Source organism: Pseudomonas huaxiensis (assembly GCF_003231275.1).
GTDB lineage: Bacteria > Pseudomonadota > Gammaproteobacteria > Pseudomonadales > Pseudomonadaceae > Aquipseudomonas > Aquipseudomonas huaxiensis.
On sequence record NZ_QKVL01000017.1, the window covers coordinates 74,199 to 98,366 of the forward strand.

Consider the following 24,168-nt stretch of genomic DNA (forward strand, 5'->3'; position numbering starts at 1 on the left):
TGGTCAGCGTCGGCGGTAGCTCTTCTTGCCACCGGGAGTGAGGCAGTAGACACCGCCACGCGGCCCGGTGCAGTAGGCGCCCGAGCCACAGCCGCATTCACTGCTGGCGTCCAGCAATGGCCGGGCCACAGCAGAGGAGCCACGTCCACCCGTGTAGGCGGCGCAGCTTTTTTTCGAGGCACTGATGGAACCGTCGTTACACAGGAAGGCATCACCATCGCAGCCAGCAATTCCACCCTTGCGTCCGGAGCAAGGCGTGTTGCCGGCCGAGGCACTGGTGGCTGCGAGTATCAGCAGCAACGTTGGGGCAATCAGACGAATCGAGAACTGCGTCACAAAAACCGCCCTCCACGAAGTGGCCGGATGCTATCAACCTTTTTCTGATCGAGGAAGTGGTCTACCGAGGGGGCTTGATGAAATTTGTGCGGTGGTTGCGAGGGATCGCTCGGAAGCGTGCGGTCAAGCGGACACCGCGTGAAACCGTGTCCGTTGCGGAGCGTGTTGCGGGGCGTATCGGTTAGCGATTGCTGTTCCGGGTGTCCTGACCGCCGTAGCTGTTGGAGCGGCTGGTGGAGCTGGAGCCATCGCTGTTGCGAGTGTCCTGGCCGCCATAACTGTTGGAGCGGCTGTTGGACGACTCGCCATTGCTGTAACGGGTGTCCTGGCCACCGTAGCTGTTGGCGCGGCTGCTGGAACTGCTGCCATCGCTGAAGCGGGTTTCCTGGCCGCCATAGCTATTCGAGCGACTGGTGGAGGAACGGCCGTCGCTGTAGCGCGTGTCCTGGCCGCCGTAACTGTTGGAACGGCTGGTCGACGTGGTGCCATCGTCGTACCGGCAGTCTTGTCCGCCGTAGCTGTTCGAGCGGCAGTTATCAGCCTGCGCGTAAGACAGCGGCAAGAGCAGCAGGAGAGAACCCAACAGGGCAGTTTTGATCTTCATGAGAGTCCTTGCGGTAAGTCGGAATTGCACGGACGGAGCTGCAGTACAACACCCACGGCGTCCGAGACGTGGCAGCTTGCCATTACAGACTGGCAATATCGAAACTTGTTGCAGTACCCGCGCAAATATTTTCCCTCAAGAGGCCGCGCGCCCCTCCAGACAGAGCGCTTGCGCAACGCAGCAACGAAGCCGAATCTGCTTTAATACGCCCTTTTTTCAAGGCCCCACCGCACATGTCCGCATCGCCCCTGCACGTCCTGGTCATTGGTTATGCCTGGCCCGAGCCGACCTCCCCGGCCGCCGGCGGACACATGATGCAGATCCTCGAAAGTTTCCTGGCCCACGGCTGGCGCATCACCTTCAGCAGCCCCGCAGCGATCGGCAAGCACAAGGCCGACCTCGCCAGCCTGGGCATCGGCGAGCAGGTCATTGAACTGAACGGCGACAGCTTCGAGCGTTTCGTCAGCGAACTGGCACCTGACGTGGTGCTGTTCGACCGCTTCATGATGGAAGAGCAATTTGGCTGGCGCGTGGAGAAACACTGCCCGGACGCCCTGCGCGTGCTGGAGACTTCCGAGCTGCAGAGCCTGCGCGAAGCGCGTCATGTCCTGCTGCGCCGGCGCCTGACGCATGGCCTGGACCCCAACGATTTCCGCGAACTGTTCGCCACCTCCGGCCCCGACCTCTACCGGCAGATGGCGCCGACCGACCTGACCCAGCGCGAACTCGCAGCGATCTACCGCTGCGATTTGAGCCTGATGATCTCCGACGTGGAGATCAACCTGCTGGTCAACGGCTTCGGCGTGCCGCCGGACCTGCTGCACTGGTGCCCGTTGATGCTGCAGGTGCCGAGCACTGCGCCGCGACCGTTTGCCGAGCGCGCGCATTTCATCAGCATCGGCAACTTGCGCCATGCGCCGGACTGGGACGCGGTGCTGTGGATGAAGCACAACATCTGGCCGATGATCCGCCGCCGCCTGCCCGATGCGCAGTTGCACATCTACGGCGCCTACGCCCCAGCCAAGGCCGCTGCGCTGCATAGCGTCGAGGACGGTTTCCTGATGTTTGAGCGCGCCGACGATGCGCTGGAGGTGATGGGCAAGGCGCGGGTGTGTCTGGCGCCGCTACGTTTCGGCGCCGGGATCAAGAGCGAGCTCACCGATGCCCTGCAGGTCGGCACGCCGAGCGTGACCACGCCGATCGGCACCGAAGCCATGCACGGCGCCCTGCCCTGGCCCGGCCTGGTGTCCGGCACTGCCGAGGGCCTGGTCGAAGCCGCGGCCAGCCTGTACAGCGACGAAGCGCGCTGGAACCAGGCCCAACGCGATACCCGCCAATTGCTCGGCGCCCGTTACGACCGACGCTGGCATAGCCAGACCCTGGTCGAGCGTATCGAGCAGACCCTGCAGGACCTGCCGGCCCAGCGTCTGTACAACTTCACCGGGGCGATGTTGCGTCATCACCAGCACAAGAACGCCCAGTACCTGGAACAGTGGCTCGAAGCGAAGAACCGGCTTACTGACGACGCAGCAGATAAGTGTCCATGATCCAGCCCTTGCGCGCCCTCGCCTGCTCCCGGGCGGCGAGGATCTGCGCCTTGACCGTCGAAAGCGCTCCGCTGATGAGAATTTCGTCGGGACTGCCCAGGTAGGCGCCCCAATAGATGTGCAGGTCCGGGTCGTCCAGCTCGGCGAAAGCGCACTTGCCGTCCAGCATCACCACCACGTTGTCGATCCTTGGCACATCGACCAGTCGTCTTCCGGGAAGAATCTGCAGTGGCTCGCCAATGCGGTTGAGCGCAATCCGGTGGCGGGCGGCCAGGGCCTGCACGCTGCTGATGCCGGGAATCACTTCAAGGCTGAAGGACTCGCCTTCCACCAATTCCAGAATACGCAGCGTGCTGTCGTACAGCCCCGGCTCACCCCAGAGCAGGAAAGCGCCGCATTCTCCGTCGCCCAGTTCGTCGGCCAGCAGCCGGCCGTAAAGCGCGGCGCGCTGCTGGTGCCAGTCGCGCACGGCGCCGACATAATCGGCCGCCTCGCCATCGCGGCGCGGGTCTTCGACCTGCACGAGCCGGTACGGGCGGGTCACCCACTGCTCGAGCATCCGCTTGCGCAGGTGCAGCATGTCGTCGTTGCTCTGGTGCTTGTCCAGCACGAAGAAGACATCGGCACGGTTCAGCGCATCGATGGCTTCAAGGGTGATCTGCCGCGGATTGCCCGGGCCGATTCCGATCAACAGCAGGTGTTTCATGGGTAAAGACTCCCGATGTGCGCCGGCTCATTGTCGGCGCAGCCGGGCGGGTTTTACCAGATCGAGAAGTTGTAGCTGACGATCACCCGGGTTTCATCCATGTCGCGGGCGAACCTCTCGTAGTTGCTGCGATATGTGGAATTGCGCAAGCGCACGCTGACATCCTTGAACGTGCCGCTTTGCACCTTGTACTTGAACTCGGTGTCGCGCTCCCATTCCTTGCCCTCGGCCAGGCTGCCGGGAACCCTGACGTGATCGCCGTTGATATAGCGGGTGAGGAAGGTCAGGCCATTCAGGCCCAAAGCCTTGAAGTCATAGTCATAGCGCAGTTGCCAGGAGCGCTCCTGCGCGGCGGCGAAATCGTTGACCTGGGCATAGTTGACCAGGTGCGGGTTGCTGCCATCCAGGTACGGCATGGCGCTGTCGCCGTACATGCGCTGCCAGCCGACGCTGAACGTGTGCCCGCCCAGGCCGTAGCCGAGCATGCCGCTGAACGCGCGGTGGTCGATCTCGCCCGCGCGGGCCCGGCCGATATCGTCACTCTTGATCAGGCGCAGGTCGGCGGAAACGCTGCCGAGCGCCAGCGGCTGGCTGGCGGTGAAGCCCAGGAAGTGCTGGCGGTAGATATTTTCCAGCTTCGCAACCTGGTACTGCGCAGTGACGCGCTCGTTGATCCGGTAATCCAGGCCGGCCAGGTCGAAGTGATCAGCGGTGGTGTCGCAGGCATAGCGCTTGTTCTTGCAGTGCACGCGGATGTCCTGGGCATCGGTAGAGTCGCGGGCCGTGTATTTGTCCAGGCGCATCAGGCTCAAGCGCAGGTCACTGACTTCCTCGGACGTCAGTGACGCGCCATGGAACATCGTCGGCAACAAACGCCCGTCGTTGTACTTGAGCAGCGGTATGTCCGGCAGCATCGCGCCATATTTCAACAGCGTTTTCGAATACCGAACTTTGCCGGTCAGACCAAGCTTGGCGTATTGATCCACTGACTGGCGCGGCTCATGTCCACGGGAAGGCAACAGCCCACTGTTGCTGTCGGCAGGACTCGAATCCAGTTTGAAGCCATACATGCCCAGCGCATCTACACCGAAGCCAAGCGGCCCGTCGGTATAACCGGACTGAATATTCAGAACAAAACCTTGTGCCCATTCCTCGCGTTTCGACGCACCTTGCGCGGAACTGCCATGGCCGTCGCGAAAGTCGCGATTGAAGTAAACATTACGTGTTTCCACACGTGCACTGCTGTCTTCGAAAAAACCACCGGCGTGCGCCGAAACACTGACGAGCAAACCCGCCAGGCCGCACAAATGGCGCCCGGAAGAGCAAGAAAGAGGGACAAACATGAGCAACAGGCAATCCGAATAAAGGCGAAAAACGGCCCCGCGCCAAGCACGCGGAGCCCTGCACCGCCGCACCCACTCGCGCGACGCTCGCAAATTATCGGCAAGCGCTCTGGCCCGGCCCATTGGACCATGGTCGAAGGCCCTCGCCAGACACCTTCGTTACTTCAACCAGCCACCGAACATTATCAAGTTTGAAAGTTCCATGAACGCGACCGTAAAAGTTCACTGTTAGTCCGTGGGCAATTGGCTACACTGTTAAGCATGCTGTTAGTACAGCCCCTGGTCGTTGTGTTATTTGCGTTCATCGCAGTACGCAACACCGTCGATATAGGAGTGGTTACCGTGTCCAGACTTGCAGAGTTCCGCGCCGCCGAAAAAGCCCTTCAGGAACAGCTCGCACAACTGGAGGTGTTGAAAAAGGACGCTGGCCTTAAACGTGAAATCGAATTCGAACAGAAACTTGTCGCCCTGATGAAGAGCTACGACAAGGGCCTGCGCGACATCATTGCAATCCTTGACCCTGCAGCGGCCACCAAGTCCGTGGCGCGCACACCGAAACAACGTCGGGCGCGGGTAGTGAAAGTCTACGAAAACCCGAATACCGGTGAACTGATCGAGACCAAAGGCGGCAACCACCGTGGCCTTAAAGCCTGGAAACAACAATACGGTGCGGACACCGTTGACAAGTGGTTGCGCAAGTGAATTTCACTTCACATATTTTTCACAATCAGTGGATCAGGATGGAGGCTGCTAAAGGATTAGCGCCCCATTCGCCCGCTTCGGCGGGCTTCTAATTGCTGCGCCCCGTGAGCTTCTGCCACGGGGCGCAATTGTTTGCGCAATGGATTCAGTTCCGTATCATGGCCGCTTGACTGTTTTGCCGACGCCCTTGGCGCCGGCCTCAATTGCGGAGTGCCCATGAGCCTGCAAGACCTCGATACCCTCCCTGGCGTCACCGCGCAACCCGATGCCGCCACCCACAACTTCGTCTTCAACCACACCATGCTGCGGGTGAAGGACGTTGCCAAATCCCTGGACTTCTACACCCGCGTACTGGGCTTCAGCCTGGTTGAAAAGCGTGATTTCCCGGAAGCCGAATTCAGCCTGTACTTCCTCGCTCTGGTGGACAAGGCGCAAATCCCGGCTGACGCGGCCAAGCGTACCGAGTGGATGAAATCGATCCCGGGCATTCTCGAGCTGACCCACAACCACGGCACCGAGAACGATCCAGCATTCGCTTACCACAACGGCAACACCGATCCGCGTGGTTTCGGCCATATCTGCATTGCCGTGCCTGACATCCGTGCGGCCTGCGAGCGTTTCGAGCAACTGGGCGTGAACTTCCAGAAGCGCCTGAGCGATGGCCGTATGAAGCACCTGGCGTTCATCAAGGATCCGGATGATTACTGGGTCGAGATCATTCAGCCGACCGAGTTCTGATGGTTTCGAGGGTTGCTACGGTACCGTGTGGGAGTTGACCAGCGATGAGGGCAGGCAGGACAACACCTCTGTTCCTGATGGCCTAATCGCTGGCAAGCCAGCTCCCACAGTTACGGTCATTCAGATCTTTGTTGGACCTGGCTTGCCAGCGATGAGCATGGGTATCTACACATCTTTCGGTCATGTGGTGGTTGGAAGGCGCCTGTCAAAAGACCGAGTAACGGCCACCAGGCGCATGCCGGAAGTTTTCCAGTGCTCTCAAGATCGAGCGCCGCCCGCGCGGCGCATCGCGAGCTAGCTCGCTCCTACATTTGTTGCAACGCGCCTATGCCTGTCAGGCCATGGTTGACCGCCTTGGTTTGTACGACGCGGTATCGAAGGCCATGGCACGTTGCAACCCATGTAGGAGCGAGCTTGCTCGCGATGCGCCGCGCGGGCGGCGCTCGGTCTTGAGAGCGCTGAAGAACTATCGGCTGGCACTTGGTGGCCATGACCAGATCCTCTGACCGGCAGCTCGTGACCGTCACACAATTCCGAGATGTGTAGGTACCCATGCTTATCCCTGGCAAGCCAGCTCCCACAGGGGCGTTGCAGAGCCCTTCAGCGTAGGGCCGGATGCCGGTAAAGAACCAAAAAAAATGCCGCGATCATCGCGGCATTTTTGTGTCTGCGCAGCAGCGCTTATCGAGTCCGCCAGGCGGCAACCAACACCTGCTCCCGCCCGCGGGTCGCCAGGCAGTAATACAGCGGAATGGTCACCAGCAGACCCACCAGCCACGACAGGTCCGCGCCTTCCACCAGATTGGCATACGGCCCGACATACAGCGCCGTGTTGGCAAACGGCAACTGCACGAGGATGCCGCAGGCGTAGGCGATAATCGCGTGCGGATTGCAGCGACCGTAGATACCCCCGTCAGCGGCAAAGATTGACGCGATGTCGTAGTTGCCGCGCTTGATCAGGTAGAAGTCGATCAGGTTGATCGACGCCCATGGCACCAGCACCAGCAGCAGCGCCAGAATCAAACCGATGAAGTGCGAGATGAAATCGGCCGTGGCACCCAGCGCGGTCAAGCAGCAACCGAACAAAATCACACCGGAGAGCACCACACGCACCTTGATGCTGGGCGTCCAGGTGCTGACGAAAGTCTGGATCGCCGTGACGATGGAAAGCACCGCGCCGTAAAGGTTCAGGGCGTTGTGGCTGATGATGTTGAGCAGGAACAGCACCATCAGGATCGGCCCCATCCAGCCGGTGGCCTGTTTCACCGCGTCCATCGCCTCGGTGCCTTCCGGCACCAGCAGCACCGCAATGGCGCCGAAGCTGAAGCAGAGGATGGTACCCAGGGTTGCACCGAAGTACGTCGCCCAGAACGGCCGGGCAATCCCCACTTCACGCGGCAGGTAGCGTGAATAGTCGGAGGTGTACGGCGAGAAGCTGATCTGCCAGATCACCCCCAGCGATACCGTGGCGATCCAGCCGGACAGGTTGAAGCTGCCGCGGGTGAGGAAGTCCGCCGGCAGGTCCTGGCTGAACATCATGATGAAGCCGGCCAGCAGCGCCGAACCCATGACCCAGGTGCCGATACGGTTGAGGGTATGAATGAAGCGGTAGCCGATGACCCCGATGGCAGTGGCGCTCAACGCACCGAGGATGATCGCCGCGGGCATTGGCACGCCAGGTGCAATGCCATGGATCGACTTGCCCGCCAGGACGATATTGGAAATAAAGAAGCCAACATAGATCAGCGCGGCGAAGAACACGATCAGCAGCGCGCCGTAGCGCCCAAACTGGCCGCGGCTCTGGACCATCTGCGGAATCCCCATCTGCGGCCCCTGGGCCGAGGCCAGGGCGATCACGATGCCGCCGAGCAGGTGCCCGAGGACAATTGCAATCAGCCCCCAGAACAGATTGAGGTGGAAGACCTGGACCACCATGGCCCCGGTAACGATTGGCAATGGTGCAATGTTGGTGCTGAACCACAGCGTGAACAAATCCCGCGCCTTCCCGTGGCGCTCTGCTGGCGGTACGTAATCGACCGTATGGTTTTCGATCAACTGGTGTTGCGAAGACGGCTGGGACATGGGCAATAAGCTCGAAAGGTTCCGTTTTTATCTTTGTAGGAAACCACTTGCGGCACGCGGCAAGCGGCGTCGAAGCTGAAGACCATATTATGGTATTCCAACATTTTGACAACACTGATTCGCCCTTTTGTCGACCAACTGATCTGCTTTTTGTCTTCTCTCCCTCCTCCCTTTTTAGCAAGAAATCCCCGTAAACATTGGGCTTAAACCAGAATCGACGCGTTCGTCCGGGCCGGAAAATTCCACTTGCAAAATAGGTATTACGGTATACCATCAGACACATCAACGATAAAAACGCGGACAAAACCGCTGCAATCCGAGGACCATGCCATGATCGACGCCACCGTCTACAAGAACGTTCTGGGCTCCTTCCCGTCCGGCGTTACGGTGATCACCACCCTGGACGACGACGGCCAGGTGGTCGGCCTCACCGCCAGTGCCTTCAGTTCCCTGTCCATGGACCCGCCGCTGGTGCTGTTCTGCCCCAACTACAGTTCCGATTCCTACCCCGTGCTGATCCGCAACAAGCGCTTCGCCATCCACCTGCTCTCCGGCCAGCAACAAGCCGAGGCCTATGCCTTCGCGAAAAAGGGCAAAGACAAGGCCCAGGGCATCGAGTGGACGCTGAGTGCACTGGGCAACCCACTGCTGGCCAACGCCACGGCGATCATCGAGTGCGAACTGTGGCGCGAATATGAAGGTGGCGACCACGCCATCATGGTCGGCGCGGTGAAGAACCTTATCGTCCCGGAGCAGGCGCCGAGCCCGCTGATCTATTGCCGCGGCAAGATGGCCAGCCTGCCGGCCTTCGCCTGAGCCCCTATGCTTGTGACAGGCACTGCCCTGTCCGTCCAGACACTCGCTGCCTGATCCGACAGGCGACCGATAACAAGAGCCGAGGAAACGCCTCATGAAATTTTCGTTGTTCGTACACATGGAACGCTGGGATGAACAGGTCAGCCAACGGCAACTGTTCGAAGACCTGACCGAGCTGACCCTGATGGCCGAGAAAGGCGGGTTCAGCACCGTGTGGATCGGCGAACACCACGCGATGGAATACACCATCTCGCCAAGCCCCATGCCGCTGCTGGCGTACCTCGCCGCACGCACCGAAACCATCCACCTCGGCGCCGGCACCATCATCGCGCCGTTCTGGCACCCGATCCGCGTTGCCGGCGAATGCGCCCTGCTCGACGTGATCAGCAACGGGCGCATGGAAGTGGGCCTGGCCCGCGGCGCCTATCAGTTCGAATTCGACCGCATGGCCAACGGCATGCCGGCCTCCGAAGGCGGCGCGGCGTTGCGGGAAATGGTCCCGGCGGTACGCGCCCTGTGGCAGGGCGACTACGCCCATGACGGCGACATCTGGAAATTCCCCACCTCCACCAGCGTGCCCAAGCCGATCCAGAAGCCGATGCCGCCGATGTGGATCGCCGCCCGCGACCCGGACTCACACAACTTCGCGGTGAAAAACGGCTGCAACGTCATGGTCACACCGCTGATGAAAGGCGACGAGGAAGTGGTCGACCTGAAGAACAAGTTCGAAGCGGCCTTGGCCAACAACCCGGACGTGCCGCGTCCGCAACTGATGGTGCTGCGTCACACCCACGTCCACGCGGAGTCCGATCCGGACGGCTGGAAGGTCGGCGCCCAGGCCATCAACCGCTTCTATCGCACCTTCGACGCTTGGTTCGGCAACAAGCAGACCCCGGAAAACGGTTTCCTGGCGCCGAGCCCGGAAGCGAAGTTCGCCGAACGCCCGGAATTCGAACTGGAAAGCCTGCACAAGACCGCCATGATCGGCACGCCGCAGGAAGTCATCGAGCGCATCCGCTACTACCAGGAACTCGGCGTCGACGAGTTCAGCTTCTGGTGCGACAACAGCCTCTCGCACGAAGACAAGCGCAAGTCGCTGGAGCTGTTCATCAACGAAGTGGTGCCGACGTTCCGCTGACAGCCTGCCTGAGACAAAAGCGGGCTCGCCGCCCCATAAGGCACGGCGAGCCCCACGCTACCGCCTTCCCCGCGAAATACGCCACCTTCATCGGGTGTCAGGGGGAAATTAAACCTTGGTGTTGATCCGGAAAATGGGAGGACTGGTGTAACCTGCCTGCAGAAACCACAAGGTTTCGAGGCGGCAAGGTTAAGTAGGGACGCAAAAAATGTTTGAGATAGATCGCAACAGCAAGGTGCTGTTGGTCGACCAGATTCGCAGTGCAATCATCAGCCGCATCGAGGCCTTCCAATGGGTTCGCGGCAGTCGCCTGCCCTCGGTCAGGGCGCTGGCAAAGCAGTTGGGCGTGAGCATTTTCACGGTCAGCAGCGCTTATGAAGACCTGGTCGCGCAGCAGATCATCGAGTCCCGCCCCGGCGCCGGCTACTACATTCTCGCCTCCGGCCCAGCCGACACCAGCAAAGACCTGGAAAAGATCATCCCACCGTCCAGCCTGCATGCCGGGTTCCTCTACCGGGCGCTGGACCCTTCGCAGTACGACACCCCCGTCAGTTCCGGCTACCTGCCACCTTCCTGGCTGGCGGACGCCGTTCCCGCGTCGGTCACCGGCAGGCTGATCCGCAACACCTTGTCGTGCAGCGTTCCGGCACCCGCCGCGGGCAGCCAGGAACTGCGCTCGGTGATCGCGAAAAAACTCCGGGAGCTGCAGATCAACGCCTCCAGCACCCAGATCGTGGTGACCATCGGCGCCACGCACGCGTTCTCGCTAATCCGCAGCGTCATGCTCCAGCCCGGCGATTACCTGCTGGTGGAAGACCCCAGCTACCTGCTGCTGCAGTTGAAGCTGATCAAGGACCGCGACTTCAACATCATCACCGTCCCGAGAACGGCCGACGGCCCGGACCTGGAGGCCATGGAAGCGATCGTGGCCGAGTACCGGCCAAAGCTGTTCCTGACCCAGACCCTCATCCACAACCCCACCGGCGGCAACACCTCGCCGGCCAAGGGTTTCAGGATTCTGTCGCTGGCGCAGAAATATGACTTCCATATCGTCGAGGACGACATCTTCGGCGCACTGTGCACCCGGCAGATGCTGCGCCTGGCCAGCCTGGACGAGTGGAACCGCACCTTCTACCTCAGCGGTTTCAGCAAGGTGCTCAGCCCGGCGCTGCGGCTCGGCTACGTGGTGGCGCCGCCGGCGTTCGTCGAGCGGCTGATCGAACAGAAGATGTACAACGTGCTATGTGGTTCGTCCCTGGACGAGACGATCGTGGCCTACACCCTGGAATCCGGGCGCTACCAGCACCATCTGGATGCGTTGCGCCAACGGGTGATGCAGGAACGCATCAGGGCCCGCGACTGGCTGGGCAAGGTCGGAGTCGAGTCCGACGAGGGTGTCGCGGAGGGGCTGTTTATCTGGGCGCGCTTCCCTGCGCATGTGGATCTTCGCCGCCTGGTCGAGGAGGCGCACGATGCACGAATCTTCCTGGCCCCCGGCTCACTGTTCAGCAATACCCGCGAGTTCGACCAGTACATCCGCCTGAACGTCAGTCACTGCAACGACCTTCGTTTCAGGCAGTTCCTCGACGCCCATCTATGCAGCGAAACTGCCAGCGCTTGAAGTAATCCGCCAGCGTGCTCACCTCACCCAGATCCTCATAGGAATAGATGACGCCATTGAGGATCTGCACCACGTCGTTGTCGCGCAAGGCTGGAATGACGGAGTCCTCGAGGATCTCCAGACCGTTGACCGCAAGGCTCAGGTCATCAATCCAGTACAGTGGCTTACCGTCCTGCCCCGACCATATCCGGGTGTCGGCATAGAAGGACTTCAGCGCCAATCCATTGGTTTTCATCGGCATATCGTTGATCCCGGTTCGACTAATGAAGGTGTGGCTACCGCTCAGGCTTTTCGGTGAGCCTTGAAACGCAGCCGTGTTGCATCCACCGTCCAGCGCCCGCTGCCATCCAGCAGGTCGCTGACCAGTTCTTCGGTGACTTCCTCAAGGAACGGTATTCGCATCTCCATCGGCACTGCCTGCAGGTAATGGCCGCAGTTATTTCTGATCCAGTCGCCGATCGACAGTTCCGCCGACATTGGTTGCTCGAACCAACTGATATGGCTGACGTGGAAGCCGGCCCGCTCCAACACCCGCTGGTACTCATGGGCATTGGGCAGATACCAGCGCTCCATGCCCATCAGGTTGATGGACCTGCGTTCCAGCGCGCCACTCAGGGCCCGGCGAATCAGCAAGGCGTGGCCGCGGCCGGGAAATTCCCCGACGAAGCGCCCGCCCGGCTTGAGTGCCATGAAGGCGCCACTGGCCACCTGATCGGCCTGATGCATTTCGTGCAGTGCGTTGTGGCTGAACACTGCATCGAATTCCTGATGAAAATACAGCTCCTCGGCATTACCCCGTTTCACCTCCAGGCCCCAGGCGCGCGCGGCGAGCACCCGCTCCGGGTTGATATCGAAACCCACCACCTCGGCGCCCTGGTTTGCCAGTTGCGCGCTGAGGTAACCATTGCCACAACCGATATCCAGCAGCCGCTCGCCCGTCTTCAGGGCCAACAGGCCCACGACATCATCGGTGCGCTGGGCAGCGCAAAGCACAGGACTCTCCTGCGATTCGGTGCTGGGGCGGAAAAAACTCGGAGCACTCATCTGATGGTTTCCGTCTGGGTATCAGGATGAAAAGTCGCGCCAGTCGCCTGGCGCGGAAAAAAGACTTCAGATGCGTTTGGACAGCCAGACCAGAACGATCACGATGGCGCACACCGCCGGGGTCAACCAGTTCCAGGCTTCGCCCATCAGCCAGATCGAGAAGGCGAAGGTGAAGAACGGCTGCAGCAGTTGCAGTTGGCTGATGCGCTGGATACCACCCAGTGCCAGGGCACGGTTCCACGAGAAGAAGCCCAGCAGCGAGTTGATCAGCGCGAGGAACAGCAGCGCCGCAACGCCCTGGCCCGGCAGGTTGGCGATGGTCTCGCTGTCGTACAGCCAGAGGCTGACCGGCAGCAGCACCGGCAGGCTGATGACCAGGGTCCAGCACATCACCTGCCAGCCCGGCAATTCCTTGGACAGCGCGCCACCCTGTGCGTAGCCGAAGCCGGCCAGCAGCACCGCGCCCAGCAGCGCCAGGTCGCCGATGTAGATCTCTTCGACATTCGACTTGATCACGGTGTAGGCCAGCACGACGAGGAAACCGAGACTCGACACCAGCCAGAACATCTTCGACGGCCGGGTGCCGGTGATCAGGGTGCCGAAGATCGCGGTGGACAGCGGCAGCGCCGCGAGCACGACGCCGCCGTGGCTGACCGGCACGTGCTGCATGCCCAGTGCGGTCAGGATCGGGAAACCGTAGACGATACCGGTGGAGGTCAGCAGCATGCGCTTGACCTGGGAGCGGTTAGGCAGCGTCGCCCGACCGATGATCAGGAACGGAATCGCCGCAAACGCAGCCAGTACCGAGCGGAAAAAGCCGACTTGCAGGGCGCTCAGATCACCAGCGAGCATCTTCGCCGCCGGCAGGGTCATGGCGAAGGCCGCGACCGAAATGAGGCCCAGGAAATAGGCTTGCAGGTCCTGATTCTTTGTTTCTTGAAAGCTGGCGACAGTGCTTTGCGTCATTGCAACGGTTCCTTCTGGCTTGGCCGGTAAGGCATCCGCCCGACGTGGGCGGATGCGCACGCCGGTCAGATCTGTTTGTTGTTCAGGTTCGGTTTGTCCAGCGGGCTGGTACTCAGGAAGAACACCAGGGAGGTACGCGTACCGCTCTCAACTTTGCGCACGCCGTGAGGGATCTCGCAGCGGTTGACCAGCACATCGGCGTAACCGGTCTTGAGCTGGCTCGACTGGCCTTCATGCTCGATGAAGAACTCGCCGCCCTCGTATTCCTTGCCGAACTGGATCACTACCGAGTAGCGGTATTCCAGGTTGCTGTAGGTGTCGATGTGCTTGCCGATGAAGTTGCCGGACTCCAGCAGGTTGGCCTGGCAGCGGCGGATATAGCATTCGCCGCCCATGATCCCGTTGAAGAACTCGCGGCTTTTGCCCGAGGACAGAATCTCCACCACACGCTGGCCCCACGGGTCGTTGCGGTACACCGGCAACTCGCCTTTCAGGTCTTCCATGAAGCGGCCGACCGAAAGGAAGTTCTGCTCACCCACGTCGCCAATCTCGATGATGGTCTTGGGGATGACCTGGCAGGCCTCTTCCATGTACGCCAGGTCTTCCCGGGAGAACAGTTGGGAGGCGTTGAGGGCCGCGTAGGCGCTGCTGCCGAGTTGCTGGCTTGCCGCTTGAATGGTCTCTTGCATGATCAGGCTCCTTGAGAACTGGGCGTGGGGTACAGGGTGTCTTGAAGGTCGGTCGAAGCGGCTTGCAGCGGGCCGAAGGGCTCGCGGACGCCGCGGCACAAGTGGTCGCGAATCAGGTACAGGCCCGCCATGAATCCCCAGACTTCGAGGTACGGGCCGTAGGTCGACGGCTGCCGCTCGAAGCTGGCGCGGTAGTTGGCGATATGCCGGTAATGCACGTTGGGGCGACGGTGGTGGACGTCGTGGTTGGGCAAGTCTTGCGGGTAGACATACAGGCGCACCGGCACGTCCAGCAGCAGGCACTTGAGCAGCCATCCGGTCCAGGCGACGAGCCCGTGCGACGGTGGCGTGCGGCCCTGGAAACGTCCCCAGGTCAGCCGGCCGTAGTGAGTCTTGTCGCCACGTTCGGCATCGCGGTGATAGAACCAGAGGTGCTCGGTGAACAACTGCAGCCACATCGAATGCTCGAACAGCACGGCACGCGGGATCACATAGATCAGGCCGAAGGCCGCCAGCATGTCGGTCGCCCACAGCAGCGCCAGCAATACGCCCCAGAACACCAGGCGGAACCGCACTTCACCTTGTGGCGGCTGCACGAAGCAGTCGTTCAGCGTGGCGCGCCAGCGGTGCAGCAGGTACGTCGGGCGAAACGGCGTGCTGAACGCCCGCCACCAGTACTCCAGCTCCGGCATGCCCGGATAGAAACCCTGCGCCTGGATAAAGCGCTGGTCCGGGTCGATGTCGGTGCACAGCACATGGATGTTGTGGTGCTCACGCACATGGCTCTGGTTGTAGGTGTCCCAGTCCTGGTACAGCAGCGGCGTGGTCAGGAAGAACCGCGCGTAGCGCTGGGCGCGCGCCTTGTCCTTGAGCACCGCGCCGTGGGTCAGGTAATGGAAGGTCGCCTGCATGCTGCGCAGCCGATTGACCATCAACACCCAGGCCGCGAGCACCAGCAACACCGACATCAGCGGATGGAAAGCCCCGTCCAGCACCGCCTGGCCGAGCAGCACCAGGCCGATCATCAACGCCCAGGTGAACAGCAAGTGCGCAACCAGGAACGGCTCGCCGGTCTTGTCCATTTGCGCCTTCAGGACCTCAGGCGCCAGCGCCCTGCCCTTGCCGGTCAACCAGGTCCAAAGCGGCTGGAACGGCAGGTGCGCATAGCTTTCGCGCACGTCGCCCTGCGGCCCGTACTGGCAGTAGTGAGTGCCTTGTGTGGCACGCTCTTGAGCGTTCATCAGTACACCCTGGTCAGGTAGAGGACAGGGATGGTGCTGTACAGCCAATAGAAGGGCTGCATGCGGTTGTGGTCGGCGCCGATCACGATCGGGTTACGCCATTGCCGGGCGAACACCTGGCCGATGGCGGCGTATTCCGCACCCTGGGCATAGAGGATCTGCATCAGCTCTTCATTGCTGCGCTGCTGATGCCAGGCCTGATAGAGCGGCAACCGGGCATTGAAGATCGCGGCGTAATCCAGGTCGCTGTCGACGATGCAACCGTTGTCGCGGTTGGCCAGGCGCTGCTCGGCGTCCGCAGTCAGCGCGCGCCATTGCGCCTCGCCACCCACCGCCCCGGCGATCATGATCGACTCGGTCTGCGGCCCCAGCGCATCGAGAATCTTCTGCTGGCTGATGCGTAGCTTGTGCGCGAAGCCTTCGCGAGTTTCCTTGAGGCGATCGAGGGTGGACCCGTCGAACCCTTCGAAGTCGCCGGCACCGATGGCAATCCGTGCATCGATACCGTGCTTTCTCAGGACCGCCTGCAAGTCGGGCAGGGTCTTGACCACACGCCCGGCCACCAGCCCGATGCCTTCGCCGAGATAGTCGAAGGTGTAACGCAGCCGACCGTTCTTGTTCTCGTAGCCGTAGTCCGGGCACACCGGCGACACCAGGGTGATGGTCTCGCCCGCAAGGCCCTTGACCAGCGTCTCGGCGAACCGCGCCATGAAGTGCGGCGCGGAGGTGGTGAAGGACAGGCGCTCGAACGCCTGCTCCAGGTCAACCACCAGGGCGTCGGGCAATTCACGCATGGCCGGGTAACGGACCTTGAGTGCCGGCGTGGTCACGGTGTTGTCGTTGACCGCGCACAGCAGCAGGCTCAACAACGACGGACGACTCTGGTTGATATACGGCTTGTCCAGAATAAGTGTCTTCTTGCCTTCGCTGTTTCGCACTTGCCATTGGAAGCCGGGAAACTTCGACTGAATGAAACGATAGAACGGCATATAACGTGGCAGCCCGGTACTTTCATCGCCTTCCTGTTGGAAATGGGCATACACGGCCGACAACCTGGACACTTCATCTTCAATGCAAAGTGCCTTGATCAGATCGGCCGGTGGTTGTTGCGACAGTGAGATCGGCGACAACACACGCTTGCTGATCAACTTATGAGTAAGTTTGTTTCTGACGTAATACTTCGCGAGAGTCTGGCTCATGGCATCACCGGTACGAAAGTTCCTGGTCAGCAGGCATTAGTTCGATAAGGTTGATATTCACGTGTTCCGGCTGACTTAATGCCCAGAGCACCGAGTTGGCGACATCAACCGGTTCCAGCGGGGTCAGGGTGCTGTACACCCGGTCGGCCTTTTCATGGTCGCCGTCGCACTGCACCAGGGCGAACTCCGAACGGGTCTTGCCCGGCGCAACGCTGGTCAGCCGTACCTTGCTGCCCACCAGCTCGGTGCGCAGGCAGCGCCCGAAGTGATCGACGAAGGCTTTCGAGGCGGCGTACACATGGCCGCCCTTGTAGTGCACATGGGCACCGATCGACGTCAGGTTGACCACATGCCCGCGACCGCTTTCGATCAGTTTCGGCAATACCGCACGGGTGACGTTGATCAGTCCGTGGACATTGGTATCGAGCATGGTGGTTATTTGCTCGTCCGTTACATCCAGCAACGTTCCCTGGCCTTGAAGCAAGCCGGCACCGTTGACAAGTTTGCTGAAGGCGGCGAACTCATCGGGCAATTGATTGATCAATGAAGTGATTGACTGGCTGTCGCGAACATCACAGCACATGGGATAAAAACGTCCCTGGAATTCATCCGCCAATGCATCAAGACGATCTTCCCGACGTCCGATTCCTACAACTTTACTTCCCTGCTCTATCAAAAGTCTGGCGCAAGCCAGCCCAATGCCAGACGTCACGCCAGTGACGACGACCGTTTCATCAGTTTTCAAGTGATGCTCCTTTTTATTGCACTTTTCGATGGGTAATTGCAGTTACAGAAGCGTCCGTGCCTGATGAACACGTGCAGGTTAGAAAGCGCGAGGCGGGATGTACCGGTACAGCGAGAGGGGCGCGCGCCAAACTGTCTGGTCGCGGGACCATGACAGTTTGGGAGGGCAGCAGGCAGGCGTGGCTGTTCATCTGCGGATCACACGCGGGGGGCGTGCCTGCCCAACCACTTATCCCCTCCCCGCAGAAATTTTCTGCAACCTCTTGCACATCAAATATTATGGTATACCATCAGACAACAAGACCTAATCCACACTCCGCAGGAGCCGCTCATGAGTTTCGAAATCCGCAAGATCGTCACCTACTCCGAAGAAACCCGCATCGAAGGCGGCAAGGCCACCGACAAACCGGTGACCATGGTCGGACTGGCCGTCGTGATCAAGAACCCTTGGGCGGGCCGCGGTTTCGTCGACGACCTCAAGCCTGAAATCCGCGCCAACTGCTCCGAGCTGGGCGCGCTGATGGTCGAGCGCCTGACCGCCGCCATCGGTGGTGCCGACAAGATCGAGGCCTACGGCAAAGCCGCCGTGGTCGGCGCCGACGGCGAGATCGAGCACGCCTCCGCAGTGATCCACACCCTGCGCTTCGGCAACCACTACCGCGAAGCGGTCCAGGCCAAGAGCTACCTGAGCTTCACCAACAAGCGCGGCGGCCCCGGCACCTCGATCCAGATCCCGATGATGCAGAAGGATGACGAAGGCCTGCGCTCGCACTACATCACCCTGGAAATGCAGATCGAAGACGCCCCGCGTGCCGACGAAATCGTCGTGGTCCTGGGCGCTGCCGACGGCGGTCGTCTGCACCCGCGCATCGGCAACCGCTACATCGACCTGGAAGAGCTGGCTGCGGAAAAAAACCAATAACAACAACGTCCACCGGGCCGGGGCGTGCGTTCGGTCCAGACCGCAGCACGCCCGACTCTCAAGGAGCGCCCCACCATGATTCAGCCTGTTGCTGAACGTACACCTGCCGGAACCAGTTACCTGGCCAGCGGCCAGGGCCATCCCGTGGTACTGATCCACGGCGTGGGCCTGAATAAAGAAATGTGGGGCGGACAGTTCGTCGGCCTCGCCAGCGACTACCGCGTCATCGCCTATGACATGCTCGGCCACGGCCAGAGCCCGCGTCCAGCGCCCGGCACCGACCTGCAAGGCTACGCCGCGCAATTGGCCGAACTGCTGGAACACCTGCAGATTCCCCAGGCCACGGTGATCGGCTTTTCCATGGGCGGCCTGGTCGCCCGCGCCTTCGCCCTGCACTACCCGCACAACCTGTCGGCACTGGTGGTGCTCAACAGCGTGTTCAACCGCAGCCCCGAGCAGAGCGCCGGCGTTATCGCCCGCGCCGCCCAGGCCGCCGAACACGGCCCCGACGCCAATGCCGAAGCGGCCCTGGCGCGCTGGTTCAGTCGCGAATACCAGGCGGCCAACCCGGCGCAGGTCGCGGCCCTGCGCCAGACCCTGGCCAGCAATGACCCGCAGGGTTACCTGACCACCTACGAACTGTTCGCCACTCAGGACATGTACCGCGCTGCGGACCTGGACAGCATCCAGGTGCCGACCCTGATCGCCACCGGCGAATTCGATCTCGGCTCGACCCCGGCCATGACCCGCGAACTGGCCGAGCGCATTCCCGGCGCGCAAAGCGTGGTGCTGGCCGAACAGCGGCATATGATGCCGGTGGAGTCGCCGCGCCTGGTCAACCAGATGCTGCTGGACTTCCTCGGGCACGCCCGGGCCCTCTCCGACTCAGCCAAGGGGATCGTTGCATGACGCTCACTCGTTTCCAGATGTGCATCGACGGCCAATGGCTCGATGCCCACAGCGGCAAGACCTTCGACAGCCTCGACCCTTCCACCGCGCAGCCCTGGGCGCAACTGCCCGATGCCGATGAAACCGATGTCGAACGCGCCGTCCAGGCCGCCCAGAAAGCCTTCGACAGCAAAGCCTGGCGCGGCCTCACCGCCACCGCCCGGGGCAAACTGCTGCGCCGCCTTGGCGACCTGATCAGCGAAAACAAGGAACACCTGGCGCAACTGGAAAGCCGCGACAACGGCAAGCTGATCCGCGAAACCCGCGGCCAGGTCGGCTACCTGCCGGAGTTCTTCCACTACACCGCGGGCCTGGCCGACAAGCTCGAAGGCGGCACCCTGCCGCTGGACAAGCCGGACCTGTTCGCCTACACCGTGCACGAACCGATCGGCGTGGTCGCCGGGATCATCCCCTGGAACAGCCCGCTGTACCTGACCGCGATCAAGCTGGCACCGGCCCTGGCCGCCGGCAACACCATCGTGCTCAAACCGTCCGAACACGCCTCGGCGACCATCCTCGAACTGGCCCGCCTGGCCCTCGAAGCCGGCTTCCCGGCGGGCGTGGTCAACGTGGTCACCGGCTACGGCCCGAGCACCGGCGCGGCGCTGACCCGCCATCCGCTGATACGCAAGATCGCCTTCACCGGCGGCGCCGCCACCGCTCGTCATGTGGTGCGCAGCAGCGCGGAAAACTTCGCCAAGCTGTCGCTGGAACTGGGCGGCAAATCGCCGAACATCATCTTCGCCGATGCCGACCTCGACAGCGCCATCAATGGCGCCGTGGCCGGCATCTACGCCGCCTCCGGGCAGAGTTGCGTGGCTGGCTCGCGGCTGCTGGTGCAGGACGAAATCTTCGACGAATTCGTCGAACGCCTGATCGAACGCGCCAAGCGCATCCGCATCGGCAACCCGCAGGACGAAGCCAGCGAAATGGGCCCGATGGCCACCGCCCAGCAACTGGCCGTGGTCGAAGGCCTGGTCGCCGCCGCCTGCGCCGAGGGCGCGCGCCTGCGTCTGGGCGGCAAGCGCGCCGAGGTCGAAGGCGACGGCTGGTACTACGAGCCGACCCTGTTCGAATGCGACAGCAACTCGATGACCATCATGCAGGAAGAAGTCTTCGGCCCGGTCGCCGCGGTGATCCGCTTCAAGACCGAAGAAGAAGCCCTGGCGATGGCCAACGACTCGCAATTCGGCCTCGCTGCCGGCATCTGGACCCGCGACCTGGGCCGCGCCCACCGCCTGGCCCGCGACGTGCGTTCGGGGATCATCTGGGTCAACACCTACCGCGCCGTATCGGCGATGGCGCCCATCGGTGGCTTCAAGAACAGTGGCTATGGCCGCGAAAGCGGTATCGACTCGGTGCTGGCCTACACGGAACTGAAAACGGTCTGGATCAACCTCTCGACCGCACCCATGCCCGACCCCTTCGTCATGCGCTGACAGGTGAACTGAAATGATCGAACCCAGCATCTACAAAGACGTGATGGGCTCCTTCCCGTCCGGCGTGACCATCGTCACCACGCTGGATGCCGAGGGCGGCATCGTCGGCATCACCGCCAGCGCCTTCAGCGCGCTGTCGATCGACCCGGCGCTGGTGCTGTTCTGCCCCAACTACGCCTCCGACACCTACCCGATCCTGCGCGACGCCAAGCGCTTCGCCATCCACCTGCTGGCGGCGGGACAAACCGCCGAGGCCTACGCCTTCGCCGGCAAAGGCAAGGACAAGGCCAAAGGCATTGCCTGGCACCTCAGCGAGCTGGGTAACCCGCTGCTGGACAACGCCACGGCAATCATCGAGTGCGAGTTGTGGCGTGAATACGACGGTGGCGACCACGCCATCATCGTGGGTGAGGTGAAGAACCTGGTGCTGCCCGAGCAGCCGGCCACGCCGATGATCTATCACAAGGGCAAGCTGGGCGCGCTGCCGCCTCTGGGTTGACCTAAAGGGCCTCATCGCCGGCAAGCCGGCTCCCACAGTGATGAACCTGTGGGAGCTGGCTTGTCGGGGCGCCGAACCGCAGCGATTGGCCCGACCTCTTTTTGTAGCTGTGGAGAAACACTCCAGCATGAACAACGAAAAATACGAAAAAGGCCTGGCCATCCGCACCCAGGTCCTGGGCGAGGACTACGTCAACCGCTCGATCCAGAACGCCGACGAATTCACCAAGCCGCTGCAGGAACTGGTCACCGAGTACTGCTGGGGCCACGTCTGGGGCCGAGACGGTTTGTCGCTCAAAGAGCGCAGCATGATAAACTTGGCCATGATTTCGGCGCTCAACCGGCCACACGAACTCAAACTCCACATCCGCGGCGCCTTGCGTAACGGACTGAGTCGTGAACAAATACGTGAAATCCTCCTTCAGGTCGGTATCTATTGCGGTGTACCCGCGGCCGTGGACAGCTTTCGCCTGGCCCGCGAAGCCTTCGCCGAGGCCGACTCGGAGTCAACCAGTTAAATACTGGCTGTTCGAAACCACCGCAGGGAGCACCCGGTTATCGAGTGCTCCGATGTCGCTGGCGCAACAGCCAATTGCAGAGCGCAGACGATGAAACGCCAGCCCCTCGATGACAGCTTCAAGGTCAACCGCAACCCCGTTACTCTGCGCGAAATCGTGCTCGACAAACTGCGCGGCGCGATCATGAACTTCCACCTCCTGCCCGGCGACCGCCTGGTCGAACGCGACCTCTGCGACCGCCTCGGCGTCAGCCGCACCTCCGTCCGTGAAGCCCTGCGCCACCTGGAATCCGAAGGCCTGGTGGAGTTCGCCGACGCCAAGGGCCCGCGCGTTGCCATCATCACCCTCGAAGACGCCCGCGATATCTATGAGCTGCGCTGTGTACTCGAAGGCCTGATCGTCCAGTTGTTCACCCTCAATGCCAAGGCCAAGGACATCCGCGCCCTGGAAAAGGCCCTCGAAGAAAACCGCGAGGCCCTCAAGGACGGCGAGCTGCAACAAGTGATCGACTCGGTGCAGGGCTTCTATGACGTGCTGCTGGAAGGCTCCGGCAACCATGTCGCCGCCACCCAGTTGCGCCAGTTGCAGGCGCGCATCAGCTACCTGCGGGCCACTTCGGTGTCCCAGCAGAACCGTCGCGGCGCCAGCAACCAGGAAATGGAAAAGATCGTCGAAGCGATCAAGAGCGGCGATCCACTGGCCGCGCACCAGGCTTCCGTGGACCATGTCCGCGCCGCCGCCAAAGTGGCCCTGGACTACCTGCGTTCGAAACAGGACGACGCCGGCAAGATCCGCGAAATCGCCACCCCCATCGCTCTGAAAGAGCCCCGCATAGGTCGCTGATCATGCCCGCCGTCCCGCGTTTCTGCCCGCAATGCTCCGCCGCGCTGCACCCGGGACGGCCCGAAGGCGACACCCACGAGCGGCTGCTGTGCGCCGCCTGCGGCTACATCCACTACGTCAATCCGAAGATCATCGCCGGCTGCATCATCGAGCGCGACGGCAAGTACCTGTTGTGCCAGCGCGCGATCCCACCGCGACCCGGCACCTGGACGCTGCCGGCGGGCTTCATGGAAGCCGGGGAAACCACCGAGCAGGCGGCACTGCGCGAGGTCTGGGAAGAAACCGGCGTACGCGCCGATATCGTCTCGCCCTACTCGATCTTCAGCGTGCCGAAGATCAGCGAGGTGTACATCGTCTTCCGCGCCGTGGCCGTGGAAATCACCGGCCAGTACGGCCCGGAAACCCTCGACTGCCGCTTCTTCGCTCCTGACGAAATCCCTTGGGACGCCATCTACTACCCGGCGATCCGGCAGATCCTCGAACGCTATATCGAGGAACGCCAGGCCGGGGTCTACGGCATCTACATGGGCAACGACGACAGCGGCAAAGTCCACTTCATCCGCTGACGCTCAACCCAGTCGTTGCTTGAGAAATTCGATCAGCGCCTGCACCGGCCGGGCGCTCTGCCGGTGCTGCGGGTAGACCGCCGACAGTTGCAACGGCTCCGGAGCGAACGCCGTCAGCACAGGCACCAGCGAACCGTCCTCCAGCGCATCGCCGACAATGAACGTCGGCAGGTAGGTGATGCCCATCCCGGCAACCGCCGCTTCCCGCAACAAGTCTCCGTTGTTCGCCCGCATCCGTCCGCTCACCGTCACCACCCGTGCCTTGCCCTGCTCGACGAAACGCCATTGCACCTGGCGGCCATGGCCGTACGGCAGGCAATCGTGTTCGGCCAGATCATCCGGTCGCGCAGGAGTACCGCGTCGCGCCAGGTAGTCCGGGCTGGCGCAATAGACGCGGTCCATCGCAGCAAGGCGCCGGGCAATCAGCGTCGAGTCTTCCAGCACGCCGATGCGCAGCGCCAGATCGTAGCCCTCACCGAGCAGGTCCACCGAGCGGTCGCTAAGGTCCACTTCGACACTGACCTGCGGATAGCGCTGGAGAAACTCTGGCAGCAGCGTGCCCAGATGCGCCACGGCAAATGACAACGGCGCACTCAGGCGAACAGTGCCGCGGGGCTCGCTGGTCTGCCCGGCGATGCCCTGCTCCACCTGTTCCACTTCGGCCAGCAGGCGCTGGGCCGATTCGTAGTAACTCTGGCCCAATGGCGTCGGGTCCAGGCGCCGGGTCGAGCGGTTGAGCAGGCGTACACCCAGGCGCTCTTCCAATGCCATCAACCGCCGGCTGACGAACTGCTTGGACAAACCCAGCTTGTCAGCCGCAGCAGTGAAGCTGCCGGACTCCATGACCTGGGAAAAGATACGCATGTCTTCGAACGGGTTCATTGTCGCTTCCTGGTGGACAGTGACACGCCTTATAGC

26 protein-coding genes are annotated in these 24,168 nt (G+C 61.9%); 13 read left to right on the top strand and 13 right to left on the bottom strand.

What is annotated here, in order from left to right; genetic code table 11:
• Positions 1 to 3 precede the first annotated feature (3 nt).
• The gene (locus DM374_RS18485; RefSeq protein ID WP_177431576.1) at positions 4 to 336 is read right to left on the bottom strand and encodes a YdcA family protein; all 333 of its coding nucleotides are present in this window, start codon (positions 334 to 336) and stop codon (positions 4 to 6) included.
• A gap of 181 nt (positions 337 to 517) precedes the next feature.
• The gene (locus DM374_RS18490; protein WP_110971188.1) at positions 518 to 940 is read right to left on the bottom strand and encodes a hypothetical protein; all 423 of its coding nucleotides are present in this window, start codon (positions 938 to 940) and stop codon (positions 518 to 520) included.
• Between the two features lie 233 nt (positions 941 to 1,173).
• Between DM374_RS18490 and DM374_RS18495 the strand changes: the two genes are divergently transcribed.
• On the top strand, positions 1,174 to 2,487 hold the full coding sequence (locus DM374_RS18495; RefSeq protein ID WP_110971189.1) for a glycosyltransferase: 1,314 nt from the start codon (positions 1,174 to 1,176) through the stop codon (positions 2,485 to 2,487).
• Here DM374_RS18495 and cobF read toward each other — a convergent pair.
• Together cobF and DM374_RS18505 are read right to left on the bottom strand one after the other, a co-directional pair.
• The gene (gene cobF, locus DM374_RS18500) at positions 2,456 to 3,193 is read right to left on the bottom strand and encodes a precorrin-6A synthase (deacetylating) (RefSeq protein ID WP_110971190.1); all 738 of its coding nucleotides are present in this window, start codon (positions 3,191 to 3,193) and stop codon (positions 2,456 to 2,458) included. The genes DM374_RS18495 and cobF overlap by 32 nt on opposite strands.
• A gap of 53 nt (positions 3,194 to 3,246) precedes the next feature.
• Positions 3,247 to 4,536 (bottom strand): OprD family porin, encoded by a 1,290-nt coding sequence (locus DM374_RS18505; RefSeq protein WP_110971191.1) that lies wholly within the window; start codon positions 4,534 to 4,536, stop codon positions 3,247 to 3,249.
• Between the two features lie 342 nt (positions 4,537 to 4,878).
• On the opposite strand from DM374_RS18505, the gene DM374_RS18510 reads away from it, so the two are divergent.
• Positions 4,879 to 5,238 (top strand): histone-like nucleoid-structuring protein, MvaT/MvaU family, encoded by a 360-nt coding sequence (locus DM374_RS18510; protein WP_110971192.1) that lies wholly within the window; start codon positions 4,879 to 4,881, stop codon positions 5,236 to 5,238.
• Between the two features lie 216 nt (positions 5,239 to 5,454).
• Entirely contained in the window at positions 5,455 to 5,976 is a 522-nt protein-coding gene (gene gloA, locus DM374_RS18515) for a lactoylglutathione lyase (RefSeq protein ID WP_110971193.1), read from the top strand.
• 681 nt (positions 5,977 to 6,657) lie between these two features.
• On the opposite strand, the gene DM374_RS18520 is transcribed toward gloA, so the two are convergent.
• Entirely contained in the window at positions 6,658 to 8,058 is a 1,401-nt protein-coding gene (locus DM374_RS18520; RefSeq protein ID WP_110971194.1) for a purine-cytosine permease family protein, read from the bottom strand.
• A 330-nt stretch (positions 8,059 to 8,388) separates the two neighbouring features.
• On the opposite strand from DM374_RS18520, the gene DM374_RS18525 reads away from it, so the two are divergent.
• The 3 genes from DM374_RS18525 to DM374_RS18535 all read left to right on the top strand — a co-directional run bounded on the left by DM374_RS18525 (position 8,389) and on the right by DM374_RS18535 (position 11,633).
• A complete protein-coding gene (locus tag DM374_RS18525; protein ID WP_110971195.1) occupies positions 8,389 to 8,874 on the top strand; it encodes a flavin reductase family protein in 486 nt (161 codons plus the stop codon).
• A 94-nt stretch (positions 8,875 to 8,968) separates the two neighbouring features.
• Positions 8,969 to 10,012: an LLM class flavin-dependent oxidoreductase gene (locus DM374_RS18530; RefSeq protein WP_110971196.1), complete on the top strand. Its 1,044-nt coding sequence runs from the start codon at positions 8,969 to 8,971 to the stop codon at positions 10,010 to 10,012.
• A gap of 208 nt (positions 10,013 to 10,220) precedes the next feature.
• Entirely contained in the window at positions 10,221 to 11,633 is a 1,413-nt protein-coding gene (locus DM374_RS18535; RefSeq protein WP_095157469.1) for an aminotransferase-like domain-containing protein, read from the top strand.
• On the opposite strand, the gene DM374_RS18540 is transcribed toward DM374_RS18535, so the two are convergent.
• The 7 genes from DM374_RS18540 to DM374_RS18565 all read right to left on the bottom strand — a co-directional run bounded on the left by DM374_RS18540 (position 11,584) and on the right by DM374_RS18565 (position 17,517).
• Positions 11,584 to 11,874 carry a hypothetical protein gene (locus tag DM374_RS18540; protein ID WP_095157467.1) on the bottom strand — a complete coding sequence of 97 codons (291 nt, stop codon included), beginning with the start codon at positions 11,872 to 11,874 and terminating at the stop codon, positions 11,584 to 11,586. The two genes, DM374_RS18535 and DM374_RS18540, sit on opposite strands and share 50 nt — an antisense overlap.
• 41 nt (positions 11,875 to 11,915) lie before the next feature.
• Positions 11,916 to 12,626 carry a class I SAM-dependent methyltransferase gene (locus DM374_RS18545; RefSeq protein WP_318531816.1) on the bottom strand — a complete coding sequence of 237 codons (711 nt, stop codon included), beginning with the start codon at positions 12,624 to 12,626 and terminating at the stop codon, positions 11,916 to 11,918.
• Between the two features lie 117 nt (positions 12,627 to 12,743).
• Positions 12,744 to 13,643, bottom strand: coding sequence for a DMT family transporter (locus tag DM374_RS18550; RefSeq protein ID WP_110971199.1), 900 nt, complete (start codon positions 13,641 to 13,643; stop codon positions 12,744 to 12,746).
• A 65-nt stretch (positions 13,644 to 13,708) separates the two neighbouring features.
• A complete protein-coding gene (locus tag DM374_RS18555) occupies positions 13,709 to 14,332 on the bottom strand; it encodes a 2OG-Fe(II) oxygenase (protein ID WP_157969722.1) in 624 nt (207 codons plus the stop codon).
• Between the two features lie 2 nt (positions 14,333 to 14,334).
• Positions 14,335 to 15,573 (bottom strand): hypothetical protein, encoded by a 1,239-nt coding sequence (locus tag DM374_RS33205; protein ID WP_157969723.1) that lies wholly within the window; start codon positions 15,571 to 15,573, stop codon positions 14,335 to 14,337.
• Entirely contained in the window at positions 15,573 to 16,772 is a 1,200-nt protein-coding gene (locus tag DM374_RS18560) for a hypothetical protein (RefSeq protein WP_110971201.1), read from the bottom strand. Before DM374_RS18560 ends, DM374_RS33205 begins: the two co-directional genes overlap by 1 nt.
• A gap of 4 nt (positions 16,773 to 16,776) precedes the next feature.
• Positions 16,777 to 17,517 carry an SDR family NAD(P)-dependent oxidoreductase gene (locus DM374_RS18565; RefSeq protein ID WP_157969724.1) on the bottom strand — a complete coding sequence of 247 codons (741 nt, stop codon included), beginning with the start codon at positions 17,515 to 17,517 and terminating at the stop codon, positions 16,777 to 16,779.
• 330 nt (positions 17,518 to 17,847) lie between these two features.
• On the opposite strand from DM374_RS18565, the gene DM374_RS18570 reads away from it, so the two are divergent.
• From DM374_RS18570 to DM374_RS18600, 7 genes are all read left to right on the top strand, one after another.
• Positions 17,848 to 18,438, top strand: a complete 591-nt coding sequence (locus DM374_RS18570) for an amino acid synthesis family protein (protein WP_095157450.1) — start codon at positions 17,848 to 17,850, stop codon at positions 18,436 to 18,438.
• Positions 18,439 to 18,513: 75 nt separating this feature from the next.
• Complete coding sequence (locus tag DM374_RS18575) at positions 18,514 to 19,347, top strand: alpha/beta fold hydrolase (RefSeq protein ID WP_110971203.1); 834 nt, start codon at positions 18,514 to 18,516, stop codon at positions 19,345 to 19,347.
• Complete coding sequence (locus tag DM374_RS18580; protein ID WP_110971204.1) at positions 19,344 to 20,825, top strand: aldehyde dehydrogenase; 1,482 nt, start codon at positions 19,344 to 19,346, stop codon at positions 20,823 to 20,825. Before DM374_RS18575 ends, DM374_RS18580 begins: the two co-directional genes overlap by 4 nt.
• Positions 20,826 to 20,838: 13 nt before the next feature.
• Complete coding sequence (locus tag DM374_RS18585) at positions 20,839 to 21,324, top strand: flavin reductase family protein (RefSeq protein ID WP_110971205.1); 486 nt, start codon at positions 20,839 to 20,841, stop codon at positions 21,322 to 21,324.
• A gap of 127 nt (positions 21,325 to 21,451) precedes the next feature.
• Entirely contained in the window at positions 21,452 to 21,841 is a 390-nt protein-coding gene (locus DM374_RS18590; RefSeq protein WP_095157442.1) for a carboxymuconolactone decarboxylase family protein, read from the top strand.
• Between the two features lie 90 nt (positions 21,842 to 21,931).
• The gene (locus DM374_RS18595) at positions 21,932 to 22,684 is read left to right on the top strand and encodes a GntR family transcriptional regulator (protein WP_095157554.1); all 753 of its coding nucleotides are present in this window, start codon (positions 21,932 to 21,934) and stop codon (positions 22,682 to 22,684) included.
• A gap of 2 nt (positions 22,685 to 22,686) precedes the next feature.
• The gene (locus DM374_RS18600) at positions 22,687 to 23,250 is read left to right on the top strand and encodes an NUDIX hydrolase (protein ID WP_110971206.1); all 564 of its coding nucleotides are present in this window, start codon (positions 22,687 to 22,689) and stop codon (positions 23,248 to 23,250) included.
• A 3-nt stretch (positions 23,251 to 23,253) separates the two neighbouring features.
• Here DM374_RS18600 and DM374_RS18605 read toward each other — a convergent pair whose 3' ends face one another.
• The gene (locus tag DM374_RS18605) at positions 23,254 to 24,132 is read right to left on the bottom strand and encodes a LysR family transcriptional regulator (RefSeq protein WP_110971207.1); all 879 of its coding nucleotides are present in this window, start codon (positions 24,130 to 24,132) and stop codon (positions 23,254 to 23,256) included.
• Positions 24,133 to 24,168 lie beyond the last annotated feature (36 nt).

Coding starts and splice junctions, on each gene's coding strand:
- DM374_RS18490 (WP_110971188.1), bottom strand. CDS start 940: ATGAAGATCAAAACTGCCCTGTTGGGTTCTCTCCTGCTGCTCTTGCCG.
- DM374_RS18495 (WP_110971189.1), top strand. CDS start 1,174: ATGTCCGCATCGCCCCTGCACGTCCTGGTCATTGGTTATGCCTGGCCC.
- cobF (WP_110971190.1), bottom strand. CDS start 3,193: ATGAAACACCTGCTGTTGATCGGAATCGGCCCGGGCAATCCGCGGCAG.
- DM374_RS18505 (WP_110971191.1), bottom strand. CDS start 4,536: ATGTTTGTCCCTCTTTCTTGCTCTTCCGGGCGCCATTTGTGCGGCCTG.
- gloA (WP_110971193.1), top strand. CDS start 5,455: ATGAGCCTGCAAGACCTCGATACCCTCCCTGGCGTCACCGCGCAACCC.
- DM374_RS18520 (WP_110971194.1), bottom strand. CDS start 8,058: ATGTCCCAGCCGTCTTCGCAACACCAGTTGATCGAAAACCATACGGTC.
- DM374_RS18525 (WP_110971195.1), top strand. CDS start 8,389: ATGATCGACGCCACCGTCTACAAGAACGTTCTGGGCTCCTTCCCGTCC.
- DM374_RS18530 (WP_110971196.1), top strand. CDS start 8,969: ATGAAATTTTCGTTGTTCGTACACATGGAACGCTGGGATGAACAGGTC.
- DM374_RS18535 (WP_095157469.1), top strand. CDS start 10,221: ATGTTTGAGATAGATCGCAACAGCAAGGTGCTGTTGGTCGACCAGATT.
- DM374_RS18540 (WP_095157467.1), bottom strand. CDS start 11,874: ATGCCGATGAAAACCAATGGATTGGCGCTGAAGTCCTTCTATGCCGAC.
- DM374_RS18550 (WP_110971199.1), bottom strand. CDS start 13,643: ATGACGCAAAGCACTGTCGCCAGCTTTCAAGAAACAAAGAATCAGGAC.
- DM374_RS18555 (WP_157969722.1), bottom strand. CDS start 14,332: ATGCAAGAGACCATTCAAGCGGCAAGCCAGCAACTCGGCAGCAGCGCC.
- DM374_RS33205 (WP_157969723.1), bottom strand. CDS start 15,573: ATGAACGCTCAAGAGCGTGCCACACAAGGCACTCACTACTGCCAGTAC.
- DM374_RS18560 (WP_110971201.1), bottom strand. CDS start 16,772: ATGAGCCAGACTCTCGCGAAGTATTACGTCAGAAACAAACTTACTCAT.
- DM374_RS18570 (WP_095157450.1), top strand. CDS start 17,848: ATGAGTTTCGAAATCCGCAAGATCGTCACCTACTCCGAAGAAACCCGC.
- DM374_RS18575 (WP_110971203.1), top strand. CDS start 18,514: ATGATTCAGCCTGTTGCTGAACGTACACCTGCCGGAACCAGTTACCTG.
- DM374_RS18580 (WP_110971204.1), top strand. CDS start 19,344: ATGACGCTCACTCGTTTCCAGATGTGCATCGACGGCCAATGGCTCGAT.
- DM374_RS18585 (WP_110971205.1), top strand. CDS start 20,839: ATGATCGAACCCAGCATCTACAAAGACGTGATGGGCTCCTTCCCGTCC.
- DM374_RS18590 (WP_095157442.1), top strand. CDS start 21,452: ATGAACAACGAAAAATACGAAAAAGGCCTGGCCATCCGCACCCAGGTC.
- DM374_RS18595 (WP_095157554.1), top strand. CDS start 21,932: ATGAAACGCCAGCCCCTCGATGACAGCTTCAAGGTCAACCGCAACCCC.
- DM374_RS18600 (WP_110971206.1), top strand. CDS start 22,687: ATGCCCGCCGTCCCGCGTTTCTGCCCGCAATGCTCCGCCGCGCTGCAC.
- DM374_RS18605 (WP_110971207.1), bottom strand. CDS start 24,132: ATGAACCCGTTCGAAGACATGCGTATCTTTTCCCAGGTCATGGAGTCC.